This window comes from Aeromonas lacus, assembly GCF_000764665.1.
Classification (GTDB): domain Bacteria; phylum Pseudomonadota; class Gammaproteobacteria; order Enterobacterales; family Aeromonadaceae; genus Aeromonas; species Aeromonas lacus.
This window is the reverse complement of the sequence record NZ_JRGM01000142.1, coordinates 12134-33536: the sequence shown is the minus strand read 5'-3', so window position 1 is coordinate 33536 and position 21403 is coordinate 12134. Positions and strand designations below refer to the sequence as shown.

17 protein-coding genes are annotated in these 21403 nt (G+C 60.1%); 11 read left to right on the top strand and 6 right to left on the bottom strand.

What is annotated here, in order from left to right; genetic code table 11:
• Window positions 1-344: 344 nt before the first annotated feature.
• A complete protein-coding gene (ruvB, locus tag LG31_RS0114280) occupies window positions 345-1355 on the bottom strand; it encodes a Holliday junction branch migration DNA helicase RuvB (RefSeq protein ID WP_033115129.1) in 1011 nt (336 codons plus the stop codon).
• Between the two features lie 8 nt (window positions 1356-1363).
• Window positions 1364-1978, bottom strand: a complete 615-nt coding sequence (gene ruvA / locus LG31_RS0114275; RefSeq protein WP_033115128.1) for a Holliday junction branch migration protein RuvA — start codon at window positions 1976-1978, stop codon at window positions 1364-1366.
• Between the two features lie 254 nt (window positions 1979-2232).
• On the opposite strand from ruvA, the gene LG31_RS0114270 reads away from it, so the two are divergent.
• The gene (locus tag LG31_RS0114270; RefSeq protein WP_033115127.1) at window positions 2233-4242 is read left to right on the top strand and encodes a methyl-accepting chemotaxis protein; all 2010 of its coding nucleotides are present in this window, start codon (window positions 2233-2235) and stop codon (window positions 4240-4242) included.
• 58 nt (window positions 4243-4300) lie between these two features.
• Here LG31_RS0114270 and lysE read toward each other — a convergent pair whose 3' ends face one another.
• On the bottom strand, window positions 4301-4909 hold the full coding sequence (lysE, locus tag LG31_RS0114265) for an L-lysine exporter (protein ID WP_033115126.1): 609 nt from the start codon (window positions 4907-4909) through the stop codon (window positions 4301-4303).
• Between the two features lie 218 nt (window positions 4910-5127).
• Entirely contained in the window at window positions 5128-5910 is a 783-nt protein-coding gene (locus tag LG31_RS0114260) for a LuxR family transcriptional regulator (protein WP_033115125.1), read from the bottom strand.
• A gap of 62 nt (window positions 5911-5972) precedes the next feature.
• Here LG31_RS0114260 and LG31_RS20525 point away from each other — a divergent pair, with 62 nt between their 5' ends.
• From LG31_RS20525 to LG31_RS0114230, 6 genes are all read left to right on the top strand, one after another.
• Window positions 5973-6611: an acyl-homoserine-lactone synthase gene (locus LG31_RS20525; RefSeq protein WP_084059636.1), complete on the top strand. Its 639-nt coding sequence runs from the start codon at window positions 5973-5975 to the stop codon at window positions 6609-6611.
• Window positions 6612-6818: 207 nt separating this feature from the next.
• Window positions 6819-7718 (top strand): LysR family transcriptional regulator ArgP, encoded by a 900-nt coding sequence (locus LG31_RS0114250; RefSeq protein ID WP_033115123.1) that lies wholly within the window; start codon window positions 6819-6821, stop codon window positions 7716-7718.
• Window positions 7719-7817: 99 nt separating this feature from the next.
• Window positions 7818-9851 (top strand): exoribonuclease II, encoded by a 2034-nt coding sequence (locus tag LG31_RS0114245; protein ID WP_033115122.1) that lies wholly within the window; start codon window positions 7818-7820, stop codon window positions 9849-9851.
• 248 nt (window positions 9852-10099) lie between these two features.
• Window positions 10100-11740: a sensor domain-containing diguanylate cyclase gene (locus tag LG31_RS0114240; protein WP_033115121.1), complete on the top strand. Its 1641-nt coding sequence runs from the start codon at window positions 10100-10102 to the stop codon at window positions 11738-11740.
• 4 nt (window positions 11741-11744) lie between these two features.
• Window positions 11745-12848: an EAL and HDOD domain-containing protein gene (locus LG31_RS0114235; protein WP_033115120.1), complete on the top strand. Its 1104-nt coding sequence runs from the start codon at window positions 11745-11747 to the stop codon at window positions 12846-12848.
• Window positions 12849-12914: 66 nt separating this feature from the next.
• Entirely contained in the window at window positions 12915-13505 is a 591-nt protein-coding gene (locus tag LG31_RS0114230; protein ID WP_033115119.1) for an HAD family hydrolase, read from the top strand.
• Between the two features lie 133 nt (window positions 13506-13638).
• On the opposite strand, the gene hfq is transcribed toward LG31_RS0114230, so the two are convergent.
• On the bottom strand, window positions 13639-13998 hold the full coding sequence (hfq, locus tag LG31_RS0114225; RefSeq protein WP_033115118.1) for an RNA chaperone Hfq: 360 nt from the start codon (window positions 13996-13998) through the stop codon (window positions 13639-13641).
• A gap of 178 nt (window positions 13999-14176) precedes the next feature.
• On the opposite strand from hfq, the gene LG31_RS0114220 reads away from it, so the two are divergent.
• From LG31_RS0114220 to LG31_RS0114210, 3 genes are read left to right on the top strand one after another with little or no spacing between them, the layout of a single operon-like run.
• Entirely contained in the window at window positions 14177-15448 is a 1272-nt protein-coding gene (locus LG31_RS0114220) for a paraquat-inducible protein A (protein ID WP_033115117.1), read from the top strand.
• A complete protein-coding gene (gene pqiB / locus LG31_RS0114215) occupies window positions 15441-17090 on the top strand; it encodes an intermembrane transport protein PqiB (protein WP_033115116.1) in 1650 nt (549 codons plus the stop codon). Before LG31_RS0114220 ends, pqiB begins: the two co-directional genes overlap by 8 nt.
• A complete protein-coding gene (locus tag LG31_RS0114210; protein WP_033115115.1) occupies window positions 17087-17659 on the top strand; it encodes a PqiC family protein in 573 nt (190 codons plus the stop codon). Before pqiB ends, LG31_RS0114210 begins: the two co-directional genes overlap by 4 nt.
• A gap of 79 nt (window positions 17660-17738) precedes the next feature.
• Here LG31_RS0114210 and rlmD read toward each other — a convergent pair whose 3' ends face one another.
• Window positions 17739-19091 (bottom strand): 23S rRNA (uracil(1939)-C(5))-methyltransferase RlmD, encoded by a 1353-nt coding sequence (rlmD, locus tag LG31_RS0114205; RefSeq protein ID WP_033115114.1) that lies wholly within the window; start codon window positions 19089-19091, stop codon window positions 17739-17741.
• 549 nt (window positions 19092-19640) lie between these two features.
• Here rlmD and LG31_RS0114200 point away from each other — a divergent pair.
• On the top strand, window positions 19641-21365 hold the full coding sequence (locus tag LG31_RS0114200) for a proline--tRNA ligase (RefSeq protein ID WP_033115113.1): 1725 nt from the start codon (window positions 19641-19643) through the stop codon (window positions 21363-21365).
• Window positions 21366-21403 lie beyond the last annotated feature (38 nt).

Genomic DNA, 21403 nt, shown 5'->3' with positions numbered 1-21403 from the left:
CGCAGTGAGGGCATACCCTTGGATACAGGCCGGTTAATCGGGGTTCACGGTACGTATTCGACCATCATTTTGAACCTGACTATTGGAATCGAAGATGAAAAAGTTTGTTGCTAAAACCATCCGTTACTACAAGCTTTCCTTTGTTCAGCTCTATCAACTGAACCGACTCTGAGAGCTCGCGACGGCTCACCTGTTTATTTTCCGGTCTGTGTCCAGACGCACTCACTGTCTGTGAACATCCATCCTGAATTGTCTTTGCCCACCGCATCCGCCGTGGGCTTTTTTTTGCCCGGATAACAAAAAACCGCCTCATGTGGCGGTTTTTTGCTCAAACAGCTGTTTTCTTACTTCTCATCAGGCCGCTGAAGGCCAAAATGAGCATATGCCCGCGTAGTCGCTATCCGCCCTCTTGGGGTACGTTGCAGATAGCCCTGCTGGATCAGATAGGGCTCCAGTACATCCTCAATCGTATCTTTCTCTTCACCAATAGCCGCCGCCAGGTTATCGAGACCCACCGGGCCCCCCATAAACTTGTCTATGACAGCCAACAATAACTTGCGGTCCATAAAATCAAACCCCTCGTTATCGACGTCCAGCATGTCCATCGCCCGTGCAGCGATGGGGCCATCGATCCGGCCATCGGATTTGACCTGGGCAAAGTCGCGCACCCGTCTTAACAAGCGGTTAGCAATCCGCGGCGTGCCGCGAGAGCGGCGAGCGACCTCAATGGCACCGTCTTCTGTCATATCTAACCCCAGACAGCGAGCACTGCGGGAAACGATATCGGTGAGATCCTTGACGTTGTAAAACTCAAGGCGCTGAACGATGCCGAAGCGATCCCGCAGCGGACTGGTGAGAGAGCCAGCCCGGGTAGTCGCCCCGATCAGGGTAAAAGGTGGCAGATCGAGCTTGATGGAGCGGGCCGCCGGCCCCTCCCCGATCATGATATCGAGCTGGTAATCCTCCATCGCCGGATAGAGCACCTCTTCCACCACCGGGCTGAGGCGGTGGATCTCGTCGATAAAGAGCACATCGTGCGGTTCGAGGTTGGTGAGCAATGCTGCCAGATCCCCCGCTTTCTCCAATACGGGGCCAGAGGTGGTCTTGATGTTGACCCCCATCTCATTGGCGACGATGTTGGCGAGGGTGGTCTTGCCCAGACCCGGCGGGCCGAAGATCAGCAGGTGATCGAGAGCCTCCCCCCGCTGCCGCGCCGCCTCGATAAAGATCTCCATCTGCTCGCAAACAGCATCCTGACCGGTATAGTCCGCCAGTTTTTTGGGACGGATGGCACGGTCGATAATGTCGTCCTCGCGGGCGGCACTGGACGAAATGAGACGATCTGCTTCAATCATCAGCTACCTCACACCAGACTACGCAGGGATTCGCGGATGATATCTTCCACTGACATACCATCTTTGGCGACCTTGCTGACGATCTGGCTCGCCTGTTGTGGCTTGTAACCGAGCGCCACCAGTGCGCTGGCCGCCTCTTCCGCTGCATCCGGAGCCCGCAGTTCCGGCTCGCGAGATGGCAAGGTGACCGCTGCCGGGGAGAAGAGATCATGACTGACCCATCCCTTGAGGCGATCCTTCATCTCCACCACCAGCCGTTCGGCCGTCTTCTTGCCCACCCCTGGCAGCTTGACCAGTGAGCTTATCTCTTCACGCTCGACAGAGATGACGAACTGGCTGGCAGTCATGCCGGAAAGAATCGCCAGCGCCAGCTTGGGGCCGACCCCGTTGGTCTTGATCAGCTCGCGGAACAGGGCCCGCTCCTGTTTGTGGTTGAAGCCATAGAGCAGCTGGGCATCCTCACGCACCACAAAATGGGTGTGGATGGTCGCCTCCTTGCCAATTTCCGGCAAATCATAGAAACAGCTCATCGGCATATGCACCTCGTAGCCGACCCCGCCCACTTCCAGCAAAACCTCGGGGGGCTGCTTTTCAATGACAATGCCTCTCAAGCGACCAATCACGGCTCTCTCCTCACCAATACAGCAATTCGCAAATTGGCTCATAGCATAAAGAATAACTGGATAAGTATCCAGCATGGCCCTATCGGTGGCGGCTCATCGGAGAAGCATTTTATGCAAGATCCACCATGCTTGATCCTGTGCTTTTTCAGGCACGGGATAACCGGTAGCCGACTCCGCATCTTTGGCAAACATGGCGTTGTCTGATTAGACTTATTCGGCACCCGATAGTGCAACACACCAAGGAAGGCCATCACATGAAGATTGTTACGACCTCAAATCTGGGCCTCACCATATTGCTTGGCTGCACGCTGGGCATGGGGATCGTCGGCTGGTACGGCAGCCAGCGACTGGCCAATCTGCTCTCCTATGTATTGGGGGCAGCCTGGCAAACGGCAGATGGCGCCATGGAAGGCTCCATCGAACTGGGCCACCAGCAACTGCAAATCCAAAAGATGCTCAACGGGATCCCGCTCGATAATGGCAAGCTGAATTCAGCCAAGGCGGCAACCGATGACGCTCTGAAACGGGTGGCCAACGGGCAACTCATCGAACCCTCCGCAGTCAAGACCATGGAGCAGCAGCAGCAGGACTATCGACAGCAGCAAGATGCCTTGCTGGCGCTCTATCGCAGCTATACCGATGTGGATCAATCCTTGCGCGATAATGCCGATCGACTGGCCCGCCTCTCGGAACAGATGGAGGTCATCGGTGATGAGGCCGTGGAAGGCCTGACGCAATCGCCTGACCAACCCATTAGCTGGAACGGCGGTCTGGAAACGCGATGGGAGGCTGCCGATGGCGGTATGGAGTCCAATATCGGCTTCTTGCGTCAACTCTACGCCATGGAAAAGATGCGTAGACTCGGAATCTCGGATGCCATCAAAAAGGAGCTGGAAGAGGCAATCACATTTTATGAGAGTGCCGCCAGCCGGATGCTGGCCACGGGGCTGTTCGATGTACAGGGCAGCGGAGAATTCGGCGGTCATACGCTGTCGAGCCAATACCGCGAGCTGCAGGCCCGCCACAAACAGTTGCTGGGCAACTGGCTAACGGCTCTCGCCAGTTATCAGACACAACAGGCAACCTATGAACAGAGCGCAGATCGGCTGCAGCAGCAGCTGGTCGATGTCGAGGCAAAAGGCGATGCCACCGTGGAAGATCAGATTATCCAGCTCAATGGCATCATCGGTCAGACCAACAGTCTGATCCTGGCTGGCCTTGTATTCAGCCTCGTCATCGTCACCCTGTGTGGCTTCTGGTTGACCCGCAAACTGGTCACTCCGCTGTTGCAGGTAAATAAACGGATGCAGGATATAGCCGCGGGCGATGGCGATCTCAACGTGCGTATCAACCTGAAGCGGGATGATGAGATCGGGTCGCTCGCCAATAGCGTGGATCGCTTTATCGAGAAGCTGCAGAAGATGATCAGCTCGACGATGCACAACAACCAGCACATCAGCGAGCATGTCCATACCTCGGTCAATCGGGTGGAGGCCATCAGCCAGAGCAGCCGCCAGACAGCCGAACATGCGCTGGCTCTGCATCATGACAGTGAGGAGATGGTACAGGTTGCCACCGGAATCTCGGACAACTGCAGCATGGCCGCTCACAATGCCAATGAAGTGCGCCAGCTAACCACCGAGAGCAGCCAGTATGTCGCCTCTGCCAGCGCGGGCATGCAACGCGTAGTACAGGAGGTAAGCGAGTGCGCCATCGCCATCAACTCCCTCAAGGAGCAGGCGGGCCAGATCGGCCAGATCATCTCCACCATCAGCGGTATCTCGGAGCAAACCAATCTGTTGGCACTCAATGCCGCGATTGAGGCGGCCCGAGCAGGGGAAATGGGGCGGGGCTTTGCGGTTGTGGCTGACGAAGTGCGCACTCTTGCCAACCGCACAGCGGCTTCCAGTGCCGAGATTAGCCAGGTGATTAGCAGCATCCAGCAGCAAACCGAGACCGCCTACCTGATGATGCAACGTAACCTCAAGACGGTGGAAGCGGGTATGCAAGACTCCGAGAACACCAAGCAGATCCTGTTCAAGGTACAAGATGCCATCGATCAGCTGGCTGATATGGTGCAACAGGTGGCCGTCGCAACCGGGCAGCTGTCACACACCCTCAGCAACTCCTCCGACAAAGTCTCGGGAATCAGTCTGCAGGCCAAAACCGGTGAACAGGAGGCGCAGGAGTGTCTGCAACTCGCCTCGTCACTGCATCAGGCCAGCCTGCTGCAACAGCGGCTGCTTTCGCAGTTCCGGGTCTGATCCCTCTTAACAACCAAGATGCCACTCCCTGCGAGTGGCATCTTTTTATCTGGATGAGTTAACTCCCTCTGGCCAGTTGCAGCGCCAGGATCAGCATGATGATGCCGACCAGCAGATCGATCCCCTGCTGCACCCTCCCCTTTGCCAGCCAAGGGGCCAGAGCTGCGGCCCCCAATGCCAGCGAGTAAAACCATACCAGCGAGGCCAGCATGGCACCTGCGGCAAATGCCGGGCGCAAGGACTCTGCCACCTGACTGCCCACGGAGCCGAGCAACATCAGCGTATCGAGATAGACATGGGGATTGAGCAGGGTGACGCCCAACGTCATCGCCAACACACTTTTGGCCCCCATTTGCTGGGGCGAGTCGGCAAGCCCGGCCTGAGAACCACGCCATGCACTGCACAGGGAGCGCACACCGAACCAGGAGAGAAAAAGCACGCCGCCCCAGGTCAGCAGCGCCATCCCGATGGGGCTTGCAGATAGGACAGTAGCACCACCAAATACGCCGATCCCGATCAGGATGAGATCGCAGAAGCTGCAGAGCGTTGCGGTCAGCAGATGGTGATTGCGATGGATCCCGCGGCTAAGCACAAAGGCGTTCTGGGCACCGATGGGAATGATCATGGCAAGGCCAAGGGTAAAGCCTTGCAGAGTAGTGGCGAACATGAAAAGCACCGTCTGAAATTGGGAATAAACGGCACTATAGCGATGAGCTTCTATCCAGAGAAATTCATTGATTTACTGTTTGATTCGATTTGCTAATAGCAACGGACTCAGCCATGCCCCTCTGAATGCGGTTGCCGCCCTCTTGTCAATTACCGGATCTGACAATTGTCCCCCCTGAATAGCGGCAGGAGAATTCATCGCTCCCGCCAGGAACCACACTACTGCAGCGATACCGGGTAATGGGTCACGACGACCTGCTCCAGATTGGGCAACAGGATACCGCTGCTGACGCCCTTGGCAATCGCCTGATAGCGATTCATGGAGCCGGTTTTACGAGTGACCTGATTGAGATGGTAATTCACCGTGCGCTCGGTGATGCCGAGAATGCAGGCAATTTCGCACGAGGTTTTCCCTTCACTAGCCCAGAAAAGGCACTCGGTTTCGCGTTCGGTCAATACCTCAGGGGCTGGCGCCTCCTGCATGTTGTGACGAACGACCCGAATCGCAGCTTCAAAGATGTAGTTGGACATCCAGGAAAGGATTGGCGAGGACTCCAGCAGCAAGTCGCTTGATGCCCGCTCGGAAGTAATGAAGGAGAGAATACCGTTCTCTCCGCCAGCGCCATGTAGTGGGAAGGAGAGGCCATTGCGCAGACCAAATTCGGCTGCCAGACCCATCATGTCCATACTCCCTTCCTGCAGAAAACGGGCCCGCTCGTCGAGCCGGTTCCAGTAGATAGGGAGTGTCTGTTTGCGCGCCAGCTGAATAACGGGGTCGCAAGCCAGCATGTTGTTGTCGGTATAGGTCTGTACCCAGGGAGCAGGGCACTGATTGAACAGCACAACTTTGGGGCGCTGCATCGACATGGGAATGATCAGGGTAAAACCATAGTAGTCATACCCCATATCAAGTGAGAACTGACCAATTAATCTAGCCAGACAATCCCCATCTGTCACCGAAGTGAAATGTTCCAGATATTCAAACAGTTGCTCTCGTTGCATGTGCTAGCCCCCTTGGCAGAGCATGTGATTATAACGGCGAATAGAAAGAGAGAGGGGCCACAATGTTGGTTTTCACAGGAAAATTGAGAGATCACCCGCGAAATGAGATAGAGAACGAGCTCTATCGCTTTCGAAATCGCATCTTTTCTGGTCGTCTTGGTTGGGATGTTGAATCACACCGCGGTCTTGAGCGCGATAGTTTCGACTCCCCGGACACCCACTGGGTACTGATCGAAGACAGCGAAGGGATATGCGGCTGCATCCGCATGCTCGACTGCTCCGGCACCTACATGTTGTCCACCATTTTTCCAACTGCGCTGGCTGGCGAATGCCCTCCCTGCACGCCCGACACCTGGGAGCTGACTCGTCTGGCCATAGATGCCAGCCGTGCACCTCGCATGGAAAATGGCGTCAGCGAACTCACGTTCGTTATCCTTCGCGAAGTTTATGATTTTGCCAAAGCCAACGGCATCAAGGAGGTTGTTGGCGTCGCCAGTCTGCCAGCAGAGCGTATCTACCGCAGAATGGGCATCCCGATGGAACGTCTGGGCCACCGCCAATCCGTGGATCTCGGGGCCGTCAGAGGCGTTGGCCTGCGTTTTCACCTCAATGAACACTTTGGCCGAGTCGTCTCGCAAACCCTGCTGGGTCAATACCAGAGCGTCGAGCACAAGGTGGAACAATTGGCTGCCCAGGTATAAAAAATCCCGGGAGCCCGCCCCGGGACAAATGGCTCGCCATGACTCCGCGCCGGGCGGCCAGCGCGACGAACCCAGTATCTGCCCCAAAAGGCTCCTCTACCACTGTCAGATATCACAGCTCCGCCAGAATGGCCCCCCCCCTCTCGCCGTTGTTGTCCCCGGCGCAGTCACGTAGAGTTGGGCTCTGCGCCGAGGGGAGGATGAGAGATGAAAGAGCTGGATTACAAACTGCTGCGAGCACTGGATGCCGTGCTGCAGGAGCAGAATTTCGAGCGGGCAGCCAGGTCGCTGCACATCACCCAATCGGCCATCTCCCAACGGATCAAGCAGCTGGAGCAGCAATTTGCCGAACCACTGATCATTCGCAGTCAGCCGTTGCAGGCAACCCCGCTGGGGGAAAAGCTGCTGGCTCACTATCGTCAGGTGCACCAGCTCGAACTTGAGCTGGCAGGCGAACTGGCCCCCGCCACGCCAACAGCCCCCATCCGGATCAGCATCGCCGTCAATGCCGACAGCCTGGCAACCTGGTTTCTGCCCGCTATCGCCCCCTTGCTGGAGCAGCATCCCATCGAACTCAATCTGTTGGTGGATGACGAGAGCCGCACCCTCGACAAGGTGCGCGAAGGGCAGGCTTTCGGCGCCGTCAGCCTGAGCCCCCAGCCACTGGCCGGTTGCTGCGTCGATGAGCTGGGCGAAATGAACTACCTGCTTACCGCCAGCCCCGCGTTCGTGGCGCGACACTTCCCCCACGGCCTGACTAGGAAGGCGCTGGCCAAGGCTCCGGCAGTGGCCTTCGATCAACGCGACGACATGCATGTCAGCTTCATGGCGCAACACTTCGGGCTGGAGCCCGGCGGTTATCCCTGCCATACGGTTCACTCGTCGGAGGCCTTCGTCGCCATGGCCGAACAAGGTCTGGCCTATTGTCTCATTCCCGAATTGCAGATAAGAGGCCAGCTGGCTGGCGGATCACTACTCAACCTCAGTCCCGACCACGTCCTGACGGAACGCCTCTACTGGCACCGCTGGGTACTGGAAAAGGGGGTACACAAGCAGCTCTCCCAACGCCTTATCGACCATGCCAGATCGCAGTTGAAACCACGCTGAGCAGGCCATTCACCTTGGCTTTGCAGGGCTAAAAACGTATAGTGCTGGGCGATCCTTCATCAGGTCTCCACCCAGGTTTTCACTTCAGGTTCCTCACTTATGTTCCAAGACAATCCGCTGCTGGCCCAGCTCAAGCAACAAATCCGCGAAAACATCCCGAAGAAAGAGGGTGTTATCCGCGCCTCCGATCGGGGCTTCGGCTTTCTGGAGGTCGATGAGAAGACCAGCTATTTCGTGCCGCCTCCCTACATGAAAAAGGTGATGCACGGTGACCGGGTGAGCGCCCTGATCCGCACCGAAAAAGAGAAGGAAGTGGCCGAGCCGGATGAGCTGCTGGAGCAGTCCGTCACCCGCTTTGTGGCCCGGGTCAAGATGTTCCGTGACCGCCTCAACGTGGTGGCCGATCACCCGCTGATCAAGGATGCCATCAAGGCCCGCGCCAAGAAGGGTCTGGATGAGAAAGAGTTCAAGGAAGGGGACTGGGTGATTGCGACCCTCAAGCGCCACGCCCTGAGTGACGGCAACTTCTCTGCCGAGATCATCCAGAAGATCGCCAGTCAGGAAGATCACAACGTGCCCTGGTGGGTGGTGCTCGCGCGCCACAATCTGGCCCAGATCGAACCGGCGGATCTGCCGGAGTGGAAGGTAATCGAGGAAGAAGAGCTGCCCCGCACCGATCTGACCGATGTCCCCTTCTTCACCATCGACGGCGCCAAGACCAAGGATATGGATGACGCCCTGGCCATCCGCAAACTGGACAACGGCTGGGAGCTGCTGGTCGCTATCGCCGATCCGACCGCCTATGTGGCCGAAGGCAGCGAGCTGGACAAAGAGGCCGCCCAGCGCGCCTTTACCGTCTACATGCCGGGCCGCAACGTGCCGATGATCCCGCGCACCCTCTCCGATGAGCTCTGCTCCCTGAAAGAGGGCGAGGAGCGCAACACCCTGTGCGCCCGTCTGCACATCGCCGAAGATGGCCTGCTGATGGAAGAGACCGAGTTCTTCGCTGCCCGCATCTGCTCCCACGCTCGTCTCAACTATGACGACGTCTCCGACTGGGCCGAGCATGGCAAAGAACTGACCATCGACGCTGGCGTACTGGCCCAGCTGCCGCTGATGAAGGCGATGACCGAGGCGCGCATCGCGTGGCGTACCGAGCATGCGCTGGTGTTCCCGGACCGTCCCGACTACGACTTCGAGCTGGGCGAGAATGGCGAAGTGCTGGCCATCCACGTCGAGCCGCGCCGCATCGCCAACCGCATGGTGGAAGAGTCGATGATCGCCGCCAACATCTGCGCCGGTCGCGTGCTGGGCAAGAGCGTCGGTTACGGCATCTTCAACGTTCACACCGGCTTTGACGAAGAGTCCCTCGACGGCGCCATCGACCTGCTGAAGAGTGCCGAAGCCCCGTTCGAGCGCGACGAGATCGCCAGCCTCTCCGGCTTCTGTGCCCTGCGCCGCTGGATCGACAACCTCGATACCCGCTGGCTGGATGGCAAGATCCGCCGTTTCCAGAGCTATGCACTGATGTCCTCCGAACCGGGCGCCCACTACGGCCTGGGTCTGGATGCCTACGCCACCTGGACCTCCCCGATCCGTAAATACGGCGACATGGTCAACCATCGTCTGCTCAAAGCGGTCATCGCCGGCAAAACCCCGGGCGAACGCCCGAGTCAGGAGCTCACCGAGCATCTGACCGCCTGCCGCCGTCTGCACCGCATGGTGGAGCGTGACATCGGTGACTGGCTCTATGTCCGTTACCTGAAAGCCGCCGCAGGCACCGATCAGGTATTCAATGCCGAGATCATCGACGTGATGCGTGCCGGTCTCAAGCTGCGTCTGCAGGAGAACGGCGCCGTGGTTTTCATGCCTGCCCGTCATATCCTCGACAACAAGGATCGCCTGGAGTGCAACTGGGACAACGGCCGCGTCTATCTGGACAAGACCGAGGTGGTCTACGAGCTCGGCCAGATCATCGAGGTGAAGCTGACCGAAGCGGTGGAAGAGACCCGCTCCCTCATCGCCAAACCGGCGGTAGATCTGGTACCGGGTCCGGCACCGGAAGCGCCGGTCGCCGAGAGCAGTGCGGATAACGCCGCGGCACCGGCCGATGAAGCCGGCAAGGCGGAATAAATCCCCCTCTCCAGAGCCCGCCACTGTGCGGGCTCTTCTTTTCATAGCTCATAGCACTCCAAATCTCCCTGCCAGCCGGCCACTGATTGCTGTTACCCGTAACAGTTAATAGCTCCACGCAAAGCCCGTCACCACGCACCATAAAAGGAGCCAAAATCTGGGCTCTGGATCTCCATTTTGACATTTCAATCAATAAATTAAACAGACTCTATATATACTCGCGGGGTTAGACCCAAAGGGATATTGGCATGCAGGAATGGGATCCGGAACACTTCACCAACTTTGCCCAGTTATGCGAAGTCAGCCTCGCTACCATTCGTGACAAAACAGATGCCGACTACCTCTATCTCTGGCTGAAATCCCCCGAACCGAAACTCTATCGCTTCCAGCTGGAGCAGGGGCTGACGACGCTCGATCTCGCCCATCTGGATGCGTTGCCCCTGCCCCACACCTTGATCGACAAGGCGATTCATCAGGGTCAGCTGATGATCGAGCCGGTCCACCAGCCTCCGGACGAGCGGGATGAATCGGAGCCTCAGCCTCCCCGCCTGCGCGCCTGCTTCCCCCTCAAACGTCACTTGAAGCTGGAAGGGGTCATCTATCTCGAAACCCACCGCCGGATCGATCGCCTCTCACGCCATCAGCGTCAGGGGATCCAGCTGCTGATCCACTACCTGACCGCCGAGCTGAGCAACCATCTGCTTGCAGACCAGGTTGATCAGGAGCGGGACCAGCGGCTGCATACCCAGACCGATCTGGTGCAGAGCCAGGCGCTGCAGGGCTCCTTCCTCACCATGCTGCAGGCGTTGCACATGGTCAGCGTCACCCTCTCCCGCAGCCGCAGCGAGAACCAGTTACTGCGTGATGCCGTGCTGCTGGCACGCAAGGAGCTGCAATTTGACCGGGTCGCCATCTTTCTCATTGAGCCAGACGGCAAGACCATGCGCGGTACCTGGGGCACCAGTGAGGAGGGAGAGCTGGTAGACGAGCACAACTTTGTCAGCCCCATCCCGGATCACCCCACGGTGCAGGAGGCGCTCAAGCGCAAGGATTACGTGCTGGTGCTGGAAGATACCCCTCTCTACTACGAAAAACAGCAGGTGGGACAGGGCTGGAATGCCATGGTATCGCTCTGGGATGGTGCCATCCCCATCGGCTGGATTGCCGCCGACAACCTGCTGTGGCACCGCCCGCTCAAAGCCTATCAGAGCGAGATCTTCAAACAGTACGCCGCCATCCTGTCACAACTGTTGATCCGACAGCGCACCCAGGAAGAGCTGGAGCGGCTCAATCGCGAGCTGGAGGAGCGGGTCGCCGAACGCACCATGCAGCTGGCCGAGACCAACCGTGCGCTGGAGGAGGCCAACCGGCGCCTCTCCCTGCTCTCCCTCGAAGATCCCCTCACCGGCATTGCCAACCGGCGCCAGTGGGATATCACCATGCAACGGGAGTGGGAGTGGGCGCGACGCACCCAAAGCCTGCTGGCTGTGCTGATGATCGATGTGGACGAGTTCAAGGGTTACAACGATCACTTTGGTCACACCAAGGGGGATGAGTGCCTCCAGCAGGTGGCCCGGGTGCTACAGGAGGCGGAGCGCCGTCGCACCAATCTGGTGGCTCGCTATGGCGGAGAGGAGTTCGTCATCCTGCTCTGCGCTCCGCAACCCGGTGAAGCGGAGCAGCTGGCGGAGCGGATTCACGAGGGGCTAGCCCGTCTGCACCTGCCACATCCTGCATCCCGAGTTGCTGATTTCATTACGGTTAGCATAGGCTTTAGCTATCTGGTCCCCTCCCAGGACGAGGCATGGCAGAGCCTGACCGAACAGGCCGACCAGGCGCTCTACCACGCCAAATCAGAAGGGAGGGCCCGCACACTGGCCTATCGGTGATCCCATGCTGTTGCGTCGCTATCCCATCTTCAATCGTCGCCTGGCTCTGGTGGCCTACGGTATCGACTATCAGCTCAGCTCACCGGCCGAATGGCCCTCCCTGGCACAACATAGCCACCTGCTGGCGCAGGGGCGCCAATATCTGCTCCCCTTCAACCACGAACAGCTCGATGAGCAGCGCCCCCTGCTGTTTGCTCAGGAGACCATCCCGCTGGTCGAGGCCTCCAGTGAACGGCTGCCCACCTCTTTTCCGGTGCTGGAGCAGTGGCGCGACAGCCGGCGCCGGCTCGCCGTGCATGGCGCCCATCGCGATGTTCGCTGGCTGGGCGCGAGCCGCCTACTGGTGTTCTGGACGGGGGAAGAGGGGATCTGCCAGCCCACCGATCACAAGCGGATGGCGCTCAACGTCGAGGCGTGGGAGGATTTTCTCCCCTTGCGGGAGGCAGGGGTCGATTTCTTCGCCGGCGGCTTTCTGGCCCGGCCCGAGCTGGTCAATCAGCGCGCCCAGCAGCCCGACATGGCGCTGGTGCAGCAGATCCTGCAGCTCATCTGCCACGAAGAGTTCTCGTTTGCTCAGGTCGCCCGCCTGCTGGAGCAGGATGCCTGGCTGCCCGGCCTGCTGCTCACCTATGTCAACGCGCCCGGCTTCGATCACGCGACCCCCATCACCTCGGTTCCCCGCGCCCTCTCCTATCTGGGGGAACAGGAGATCCGCAAATTCGTGCTGATCAACGGGCTGGCCAGGGCCAGCCAGCATATGCCCGAAGCCTGTACCCGGATGGCCATCGCTCGCGGCCGCTTCTGCGAGCTCATCGCCCTCACTGCGCTGGGTAAAGCCGACGCCAGCTGGGCCTTTCTGGTCGGGCTGGTGCAGGATGCCTCCCTGCTGTCGGAGGAGATGAAGCGCTACCTGCCCACGAACGTCAAACGGGCCATCGAGCTGCGCGAAGGGCCTCTGTTTCACCTGTTCCAGCTGGTCAACACCTACGAGCAGGGCAACTGGGCCCTGCTGGCTCAGCTGGCCCCGCAATACCAGCTCGATCCGGCCAGACTCACCCCCATCTATTTTCAGGCACAAATGTGGGGGCAAGCGTTTCTCACCAGCTAGGTGATGGCGAGCCGGGGAGCCACTGGCTAGAATAGGCTCCCTTTTTTCAGAGACAGACCCCGCACCATGACCCTTTCCGGATTCCAAGGCCTGGTCTTTGACCTTGATGGCACTTTGGTCGACTCCATGCCGCTGCACCTCGCCGCCTGGGAGCACACCGCCCATGAGTTTGGCTTTCGCTTCGATGCCGACTGGTTCTATGAACTGGGTGGCATGCCGAGCCGCAAGATCGCGCTGCTGGTCGCCGAAGAGCAGCAGATCCCCCTCGACCCGCTCGAAGTGACACGCTGCAAGACGGCCCACTATGTCGCCAACCTGCACAAGGCGACGGTGTTTCCGGCCATGCAGACCCTGCTCGATCGCTATCACGGCACCATCCCGATGGGAATTGGCACCGGCTCACCTCGGGTCAATGCCGAAGCGGTGCTGCGCAATACCGGACTGGATCGCTACTTTCAGGTGGTGGTGACGGCCGACGACGTAGAGCTGCACAAGCCCAATCCGGACACCTTCCTGCTGGTCGCCAGCAAGCTGGGGGTCGCGCCGTCAGGCTGTCTGGTGTTTGAAGATACCGGGATCGGCGTACAGGCGGGTGAAGCGGCCGGGATGCAGACCTGCATGGTCAAAGAGGGTAAACCGGTAGGGATCGATTTCTGATGAGGTAAAAGTTATCGCCCCTGGCAGGGCGATAACGGGAGTCCGCGCTCATACGGGACAGGATGGAGAATGAGCGGAACTCCCGTCAGCCGTTGACGCAGCAGGCGGTCAACGGACAGGCAGTGACGTACGATTACTCGTTGTTGCCGCCGCCCTGATTGTCGTCATAGCGACCCGGCGCACCGTGGGGGCGCGGCGCCATGGAGACGCGCGGTTTGCGGGCGCGCTGGATGTTTACCTGCGGACGGCCGGTGTGCATGGCGATGGTGGAGATCTTGGCCTTGTAGATCAGCTGCTGGTTGCCGTGTGCATCGGTCAGCAGCACGCTGTACTGGTCAAACCCGCTGATGGTGCCCTCCAGCTTGATGCCGCTCACCAGGAAAATGGCGACCTGACTGCGGTTTTTACGCAACCAGTTGAGGGCAGAATCTTGCCCGTTCCCGAGGGAGAAGGCTTGCTCAATCGTGGAGTAGCTTGGGGATTCAGTTGTCATAAATTATTGTCCCGCGGAAAAAAAGTGGCGTTTGATTGTGCTAAATGGCCACTGGCTTGTCAAAGTCATTCTCACACACCGCCCCGCAAATCGCACCGCAGCAGGACTGGTCGCTGACCGGTACAACTGCGATAATCGCCCCTCTGGTTCTCTCGCGAGCCTAATCTGGGGTTTTATCTTGCATCCGGTTTCACACCAACACCATACCACCTACGTTCATGACGACACCGCCTGCGAAGAGTGTGACCTGCTGATCCCGGCCACACCGCTGGCGGTGGGCGAAGCCAGTCACTGCCCCCGTTGCGGTCACACCCTGAGCCAGCATCTGCCACAGCAGGAGCTGCGTCCCATCTCCTACGGGTTTGCAGCGCTCATCATGTTCGTGCTCTCCAACTCCTTTACCTTCATGTCCTTCTCGGCCAAGGGGATCGGGCAGGAGATGACCTTTCTCCAGTGCATCTCGACTCTGGTGGACGAGGGGTATCTGTTTCTCAGCGCCGTACTCAGTATCACCCTGATCGGCCTGCCGCTGGTCTATATCGGCTCCATCATGCTGGTGCTGTGGCGCATAGACAAAGACCTGCACAGCCACGCCCTGCGCTCTCTCGGCCGGCTGCTCTGCCGTATCAAGCCCTGGCTGATGGTGGATGTGTTTCTGGTGGGGGTGCTCATTTCGCTGGTCAAGCTGATGGGGATGGCTGACATCAAGATGGGCCTCTCGTTCTGGGCCTTCGTCGGCTATACCATCCTGCTCATCAAGACCATCTCGTCGCTGGATCGGATGTGGCTGTGGCAACGGCTGTTCGGCCCGACCGAGCAGCGTGAGCTCGACCCCGAAGCGGGCGCCATGGCATCGGGTCTGGTAAGCTGCCATATCTGCGGCGCCCTGAGCGAGGCGGGCAGCCACAGCTGCCAGCGCTGCGGCGGCCATCTGCATGCCCGCAAACCGGGCGGTCTGAACCGCACCTGGGCCCTGCTCATCACCTCGGCCATTCTCTACATCCCGGCCAACCTCTACCCCATCATGGACACCGTCTTTCTCGGCGATGACAGCCCCTCCACCATCCTCGGCGGCGTGGTACTGCTCTGGGCGATGGGCTCCTACCCCATCGCCGCCGTCATCTTCTTCGCCAGCGTGGTGGTGCCGCTGGTGAAGATCCTGGCGCTGTTCTGGCTCTGCTACATGGTCCAGAGCGGCCATGCCGAGTCGCCGCTCGGCAAACTCAAGCTCTATCGCATGACCGAATTTGTCGGACGCTGGTCGATGATCGACGTCTTCGTGGTGGCCATTCTGGCGGGCCTGATCCGGCTCGACAACCTGATGACCATCTACCCCGGCCCTGCGGCCGTCGCATTTGCAGGCGTGGTGCTGATCACCATGGTCGCCGCCATGAGCTTCGACTCGCGCCTGATCTGGGATTTACAACAAGGAGAGCGCGAACGTGAGTGAGCGTAAAACAAGGTGGAAACCGGGCTCTGACTTTCTGAGCTCCGCCGCCGCAATCTGGATGGTGCCCCTGCTGGCGCTGTTCATCGGTCTCTGGATGCTGTTCCAACACTGGTACTCCCAGGGCCCGAGCTTCACCCTGACAGTCGCCACCGCCGAAGGCATAGTGGCAGGCAAGACGGAGATCCGCTCGCGCGAGGTCACTGTCGGTCGCATCGATGCCGTCCAGCTGAGCGATGACTACAGCCACGCCGTGCTCAAGGGCCGCCTGACCAACGACGCCGCCAGCATGCTGCGCGGCGACAGCAAGTTCTGGGTGGTCAAGCCCAGGGTCGGTCGCGAAGGGGTGTCGGGTCTCAGTACCCTGCTCTCCGGTGCCTATATCGAGCTCTCCCCCGGCAAGAAAGGCAAGGCGCGCGACGAGTACGCCATGCTCGACAAGCCGCCGCTCTCCTCCATCAATGCCAAGGGTCTGCGCCTCTCCCTCTCCAGCCGCGAAGCCAAGGCGCTTGGCGAGGGCTCGCCCATCAACTACCAGGGCTTCACCATAGGTCAGGTAGAAGAGGCAAAGTTCCTGCCCGAAAAGAGCGAGATGCAGTATCAGATCTTCATCAACGCCCCTTACGACATTCTGGTGAGCAGCAACTCCCGCTTCTGGCTGACCCCGGGCTTCGAGGTCTCCATGAGCAGCGAAGGGATGAAGGTGAAGATGGATTCGCTGGAGAGCCTGATCGACGGCGGCATCACCATGGGCCTGCCTGCCGGCTGGTCACCGGGTGATCCGGTCAAGCAGCACGACGAGTTCACCCTGTTTCAGGATGAGGCAAGCGTGATGGCCGGTAGTCTGGATCAGTTCATCGACTACGTCTTCCTGTTCGACGACAACGTAGCGGGTCTCCACCCGGGCGCGGCGGTGCAGTATCGCGGCATCCGGGTCGGCACCGTCATCTCGGCGCCCTACATGATCGAGGAGAAGGGGGTTCGCATCTTCCAGAACCGCCAGATCCCGGTACTGGCCCGCATCGAGGTGCAGCGTCTCTCCCACCGTTATGCCAAGGCGGAGAAGGATCAGTGGCGCGCCCTGTTCAGCAAGCAGTTCAAGGAGGGGTTGCGTGCCAGCCTCAAGACCTCGAGCCTGCTGACCGGCGGCAAGATCATCGATCTCAACTTCTACCCCACGGCTCCCCGTTTTGATCAGGTCAAGCTGGCCGGCTATCAGGTCTTCCCGACCGTGCAGGGCGGGCTGGATCAGATCGAGCGCAAGGTGAACCTAATCCTCGACAAGTTTGTCGACATGGACATGGCCACCACCCTGACCAAGGTCAACAGCTCGCTCTCGACGCTGGATGGCACCCTGAAGAACATCAGCGCGGTCAGCGCCAATCTGGACAAGCTCACCGCCAAGGACTCCACCCAGCAGCTGCCGGCCTCGCTCAACGAGAGCCTCAAGCAGTTGCAGGAGACCCTGCAGGCCTATGATGCCCAGTCGCAAACCAATCAGGATCTGCGTCAGTCGGTGCAGACCCTCAACCAGCTGATGCGCGAGCTGCAGCCGCTGGTGCACTCTCTCAACGAGCAGCCGAGTTCGCTGATCTTCGATCGCGTCCGTCCCCGGGACCCTGAACCCAAGCGAGGCACACCATGAAAAAGTTCATCCTGACGCTGGCGCTGACCGGCCTGCTGGCCGGGTGCAGCAGCACCCAGCCAGCGCTGCACTACTACTCGCTCGCCGCCGACAGCCAGCAACCGGCGGCGGCGCCGGTTACCCCGCAGCACCAGCTGGTGCTGCGCCCCATCACACTGGCGGGCCAGCTCGACCGGATCAGTCTGGTCTATCAGCTGGAGGGGCAGGAGCTCCACTTTGCCGAGTACCACCGCTGGGCCGGTTCGCTCGACGACCAGCTCAACCAGCTCACCCTCAACGGCCTCTCCACCCGCCTGCCGGGCTGGGTCGTCCGTCAGGATGGCGGCCGCAAGGGCCCGGTGCTGACCATACTGGTCGAGCGCTTCCAGGGGCGCCACGATGGCCGGGCCGTGCTGAGCGGGCGCTGGCGCCTGCTGGCGGAAGATGGCTCGGTACTGCGCGAAGCCCCCTTCAATCAGGTGCGGGTGCTGCCGGCCGATGGCTACAACGCGCTGGTCAGCGAGCTGGGTCTGGGCTGGCAACAGCTGCTCGACCAGATTGCCGACGAGGTACGCCAGAGCGCCAGCTAATCGGCCATCCGCCGATTGCAGAGATAAAAAAACGACGCCAGTTGGCGTCGTTTTCTTATGGGCGCAAGTCAGAGGCGACTTATGCCTTGGCGGGCAGGCTCAAGCGAGCAACTGCTTCCACGTGCATGGAGTGCGGGAACATATCGACCGGCTGCACCTCGTCCAGCACGAAGCCCTGCTTGACCAGCCAGGCGAGATCGCGGGCCAGAGTCTGCGGGTTGCAGGAGACATAGACCAGACGACGGGGCGCCATGGCCACCAGGGTCTGCAGCACCGCCTTGTCACAGCCCTTGCGCGGCGGGTCCATCACCACCACGTCGGCGCTCACCCCTTCGGCATGCAGGGCAGGCATCAGCTGCTCCGCCTTGCCGACGTGGAACTCGGTCTGCTCGATGCCGTTGAGAGCTGCATTGCGACGGGCGTCGCTGATGGCGCTCTCCACCGACTCGATCCCCACGACCTTGGCGGCCTTGCCAGCCAGGAACAGGGAGATGGTGCCGATACCGCAATAGATGTCGAACACCGTCTCGTTACCGGTCAGCTCGCAATACTCCAGCGCCTTGGAGTAGAGCACGTCGGTCTGGCTCGGGTTGTTCTGGAAGAAGGAGAGCGGCGAGATCTCGAATTCGAGCTCGTGGATCTTGTCGCGGATCACCCCGCTGCCCAGCAGCACCCGGTTGTTGTCGCCCAGAATGCGGTTGGTGCGCGCTTCGTTGATGTTCTGCACCAGGGTAGTGACCGGCAGATCCTGCAGCGCCGCCAGCAGCTCGGCTTCGAACGGCAGCTCCTCGCTCAGGGTCACCAGCACCACCATCAGCTCGCCGCTCTTGAAGCCCTTGCGGGTCATCAGGTTGCGCACACAGCCGGTGTGGGCCACCTCGTCATAAGCCGCGATGTCGTGCGCGCGCATCCAGTTGCGCACCCGGGCGTTCAGCTCCACGTGCAGGGAATCCTGCACCGCACAATCATCGGCGGTGATGAGGTCATGGGAGTGCTTGCGATAAAAACCGATCTCGGCACCGGCGTCACAACCGCGCACCGCGTACTGCGCCTTGTTGCGATAGGCGAACGGCGTCTCCATGCCGAGGATGGGATTGACCACTGCATCACCCAGTCCAACCTGCTCCAGGGCACTCTGCACCAGACTCTGCTTGAGCTTGAGCTGGGCCGGATAGGCCAGCGGGCGCACCTGACAGCCACCGCACTCGGTGTTGGGGCAGAAATCGGCCACCCGGTCGGCGGAGGGCTGGAGCAGCTCGGCGACCTTGCCGTGCAGGTAGTTGGGCTTCACCTCGGTCAGTTCGACCAACGCCTGCTCACCCGGCAGCAGACCTTCGACAAACAGGGGGCGGTCGAACAGGCGTCCTTTGCCATCTCCTTTGTCGGTCAGTTCCAGGATCTCGATCTGGTGTTGATGTCCCACTAGCGGCATGAGCGGCTCCAAAAGTACAAATAAAGAGGGGGCGACGGGGCCGGTTTGGCCGACCCGTCACGAAAAGGTGGCAGAGTTTAGCGGAGATCCGGCCAAATTGCAGGCATTAAAAGCCCAATGGTTGTGGTACTACCCACCCCGCTTTTGCATCCCGGCCACATGGACCGCGGGCAAGGCCCCGTCAGCCCCCTCTTACCGCTGGTTGCGGCAAGATCAGTACCGTCAGGATCGGCCAATCCTCCTATCGAGCCATCACTGGCTAGCTGCGGCCGTTGCAGGGACAAACCGCGCGGTATAAATCAAATTTATGGGTTTTACCGAAATGACCAAATTTTTACTTATGCCAAGCCAATTGCGGTCACATGCGCCTCCGGCAAGCCGGTGATGGCCAGCCGGGCATCCCCTCCGATCCGGACAAGATGGCCAGCCCGCGCCGCCCTTTCGCGGCTGCGGCAAATTTAGCCCTTGGGCCGCAACGCCCAGCCTGTTAAAATTCCGCCCTTGAAATTATCCCGGGCCCCGCGCCCGTTCTAGCTAAGGTCTACCGCGATGCGTACCAGCCAATATCTGCTTTCCACTCTCAAGGAAACCCCCTCCGACGCTGAAGTTGTCAGCCACCAGCTGATGCTGCGCGCCGGGATGATCCGTAAACTGGCCTCCGGCATGTATGCCTGGTTGCCAACCGGTCTGCGGGTACTGAAGAAAATCGAGAACATTGTTCGCGAAGAGATGAACAATGCTGGTGCCATCGAAGTCTCCATGCCGGTGGTGCAACCCGCCGAGCTGTGGCAGGAGTCCGGCCGCTGGGATGACTACGGTCCCGAGCTGTGCCGTCTGACCGACCGTCACAACCGTCCCTTCGTGCTGGGCCCGACCCACGAAGAGGTGATCACTGCGCTGGTGCGTTACGAAGTGAACAGCTACAAGCAGCTGCCGCTCAACCTCTACCAGATCCAGACCAAGTTCCGCGACGAAGTGCGCCCCCGTTTCGGCGTGATGCGCGGCCGCGAGTTCCTGATGAAGGATGCCTACTCCTTCCACATCGACAAAGAGTCTCTGGTCGATACCTACGAGAAGATGCACGCCGCCTACTGCAAGGCGTTCACCCGCATGGGTCTGAACTTCCGTCCGGTGCAGGCCGATACTGGCTCCATCGGTGGTACCGGCTCCCACGAATTCCAGGTGCTGGCCGAGAGCGGTGAAGACTTGATCGCCTTCTCCGATACATCAGATTACGCCGCCAACATCGAGATGGCCGAAGCGCTGGCGCCGGCTGGCGAGCGCGCTGCCGCCACCGCAGCCCTGACCAAGGTTGCTACCCCGGCCGTCCACACCATCGATGAAGTGGCCGCCTTCCTGAACGTGGCACCGACCACCATCGCCAAGACCCTGCTGGTTCTGGGCGAAGAGGACGAGCACGGCAAGCAGGCGGTCATCGCGCTGGTCCTGCGTGGCGATCACGAGCTGAACGAAATCAAGGCCGAGAAGCTTTCTGGCGTGGCTAACCCGCTGACCTTCGCCAACGACGAGCAGATCAAAGCTGCCGCCGGTTGCGATGCAGGCTCCATCGGCCCGGTCGACTTTGCCGGTCGCATCATCGTCGATCGCAGCGCCGCCCATCTGGCGGACTTCGTCTGCGGCGCCAACGAGACCGGCTTCCACCTGACCGGTGCCAACTGGGATCGCGATATCGCTACCTATGAAGTTGCCGACCTGCGCAACGTGGTGGAAGGCGACCCGAGCCCGTGCGGCCAGGGCAAGCTGCTGCTCAAGCGCGGTATCGAAGTGGGCCACATCTTCCAGCTGGGTACCAAGTACTCCGAAGCGATGAAGGCGAGCGTGCTGAACGAAGGCGGCAAGTCCGTCACCATGGAGATGGGTTGCTACGGTATCGGGGTTTCCCGTCTGGTGGCTGCTGCCATCGAGCAGAACAACGACCAGTACGGCATCATCTGGCCGGACGCCATCGCTCCGTTCGAAGTGGCCATCGTGCCGATGAACATGCACAAGTCCGTGCGCGTCGCCGAGCTGGCCGAGCAGTTCTACGCCGAGCTGAAAGCGGCCGGTGTGGATGTGCTGTTTGACGACCGTAAAGAGCGCCCGGGCGTGATGTTCGCCGACATGGAGCTGCTGGGCGTGCCGCACGGCATCGTCATCGGCGAGCGCGGCATGGACAACGGCGTGGTCGAGTACAAGTGCCGCCGCACCGGCGAGAAGCAGGAAGTGGCCATCAACGACATCGTCGCCATGATCAAGGCCAAGCTGGGCCGCTAAGCCCACCCTCTTCCCGATATAAAAAAGCGCGCCTGATG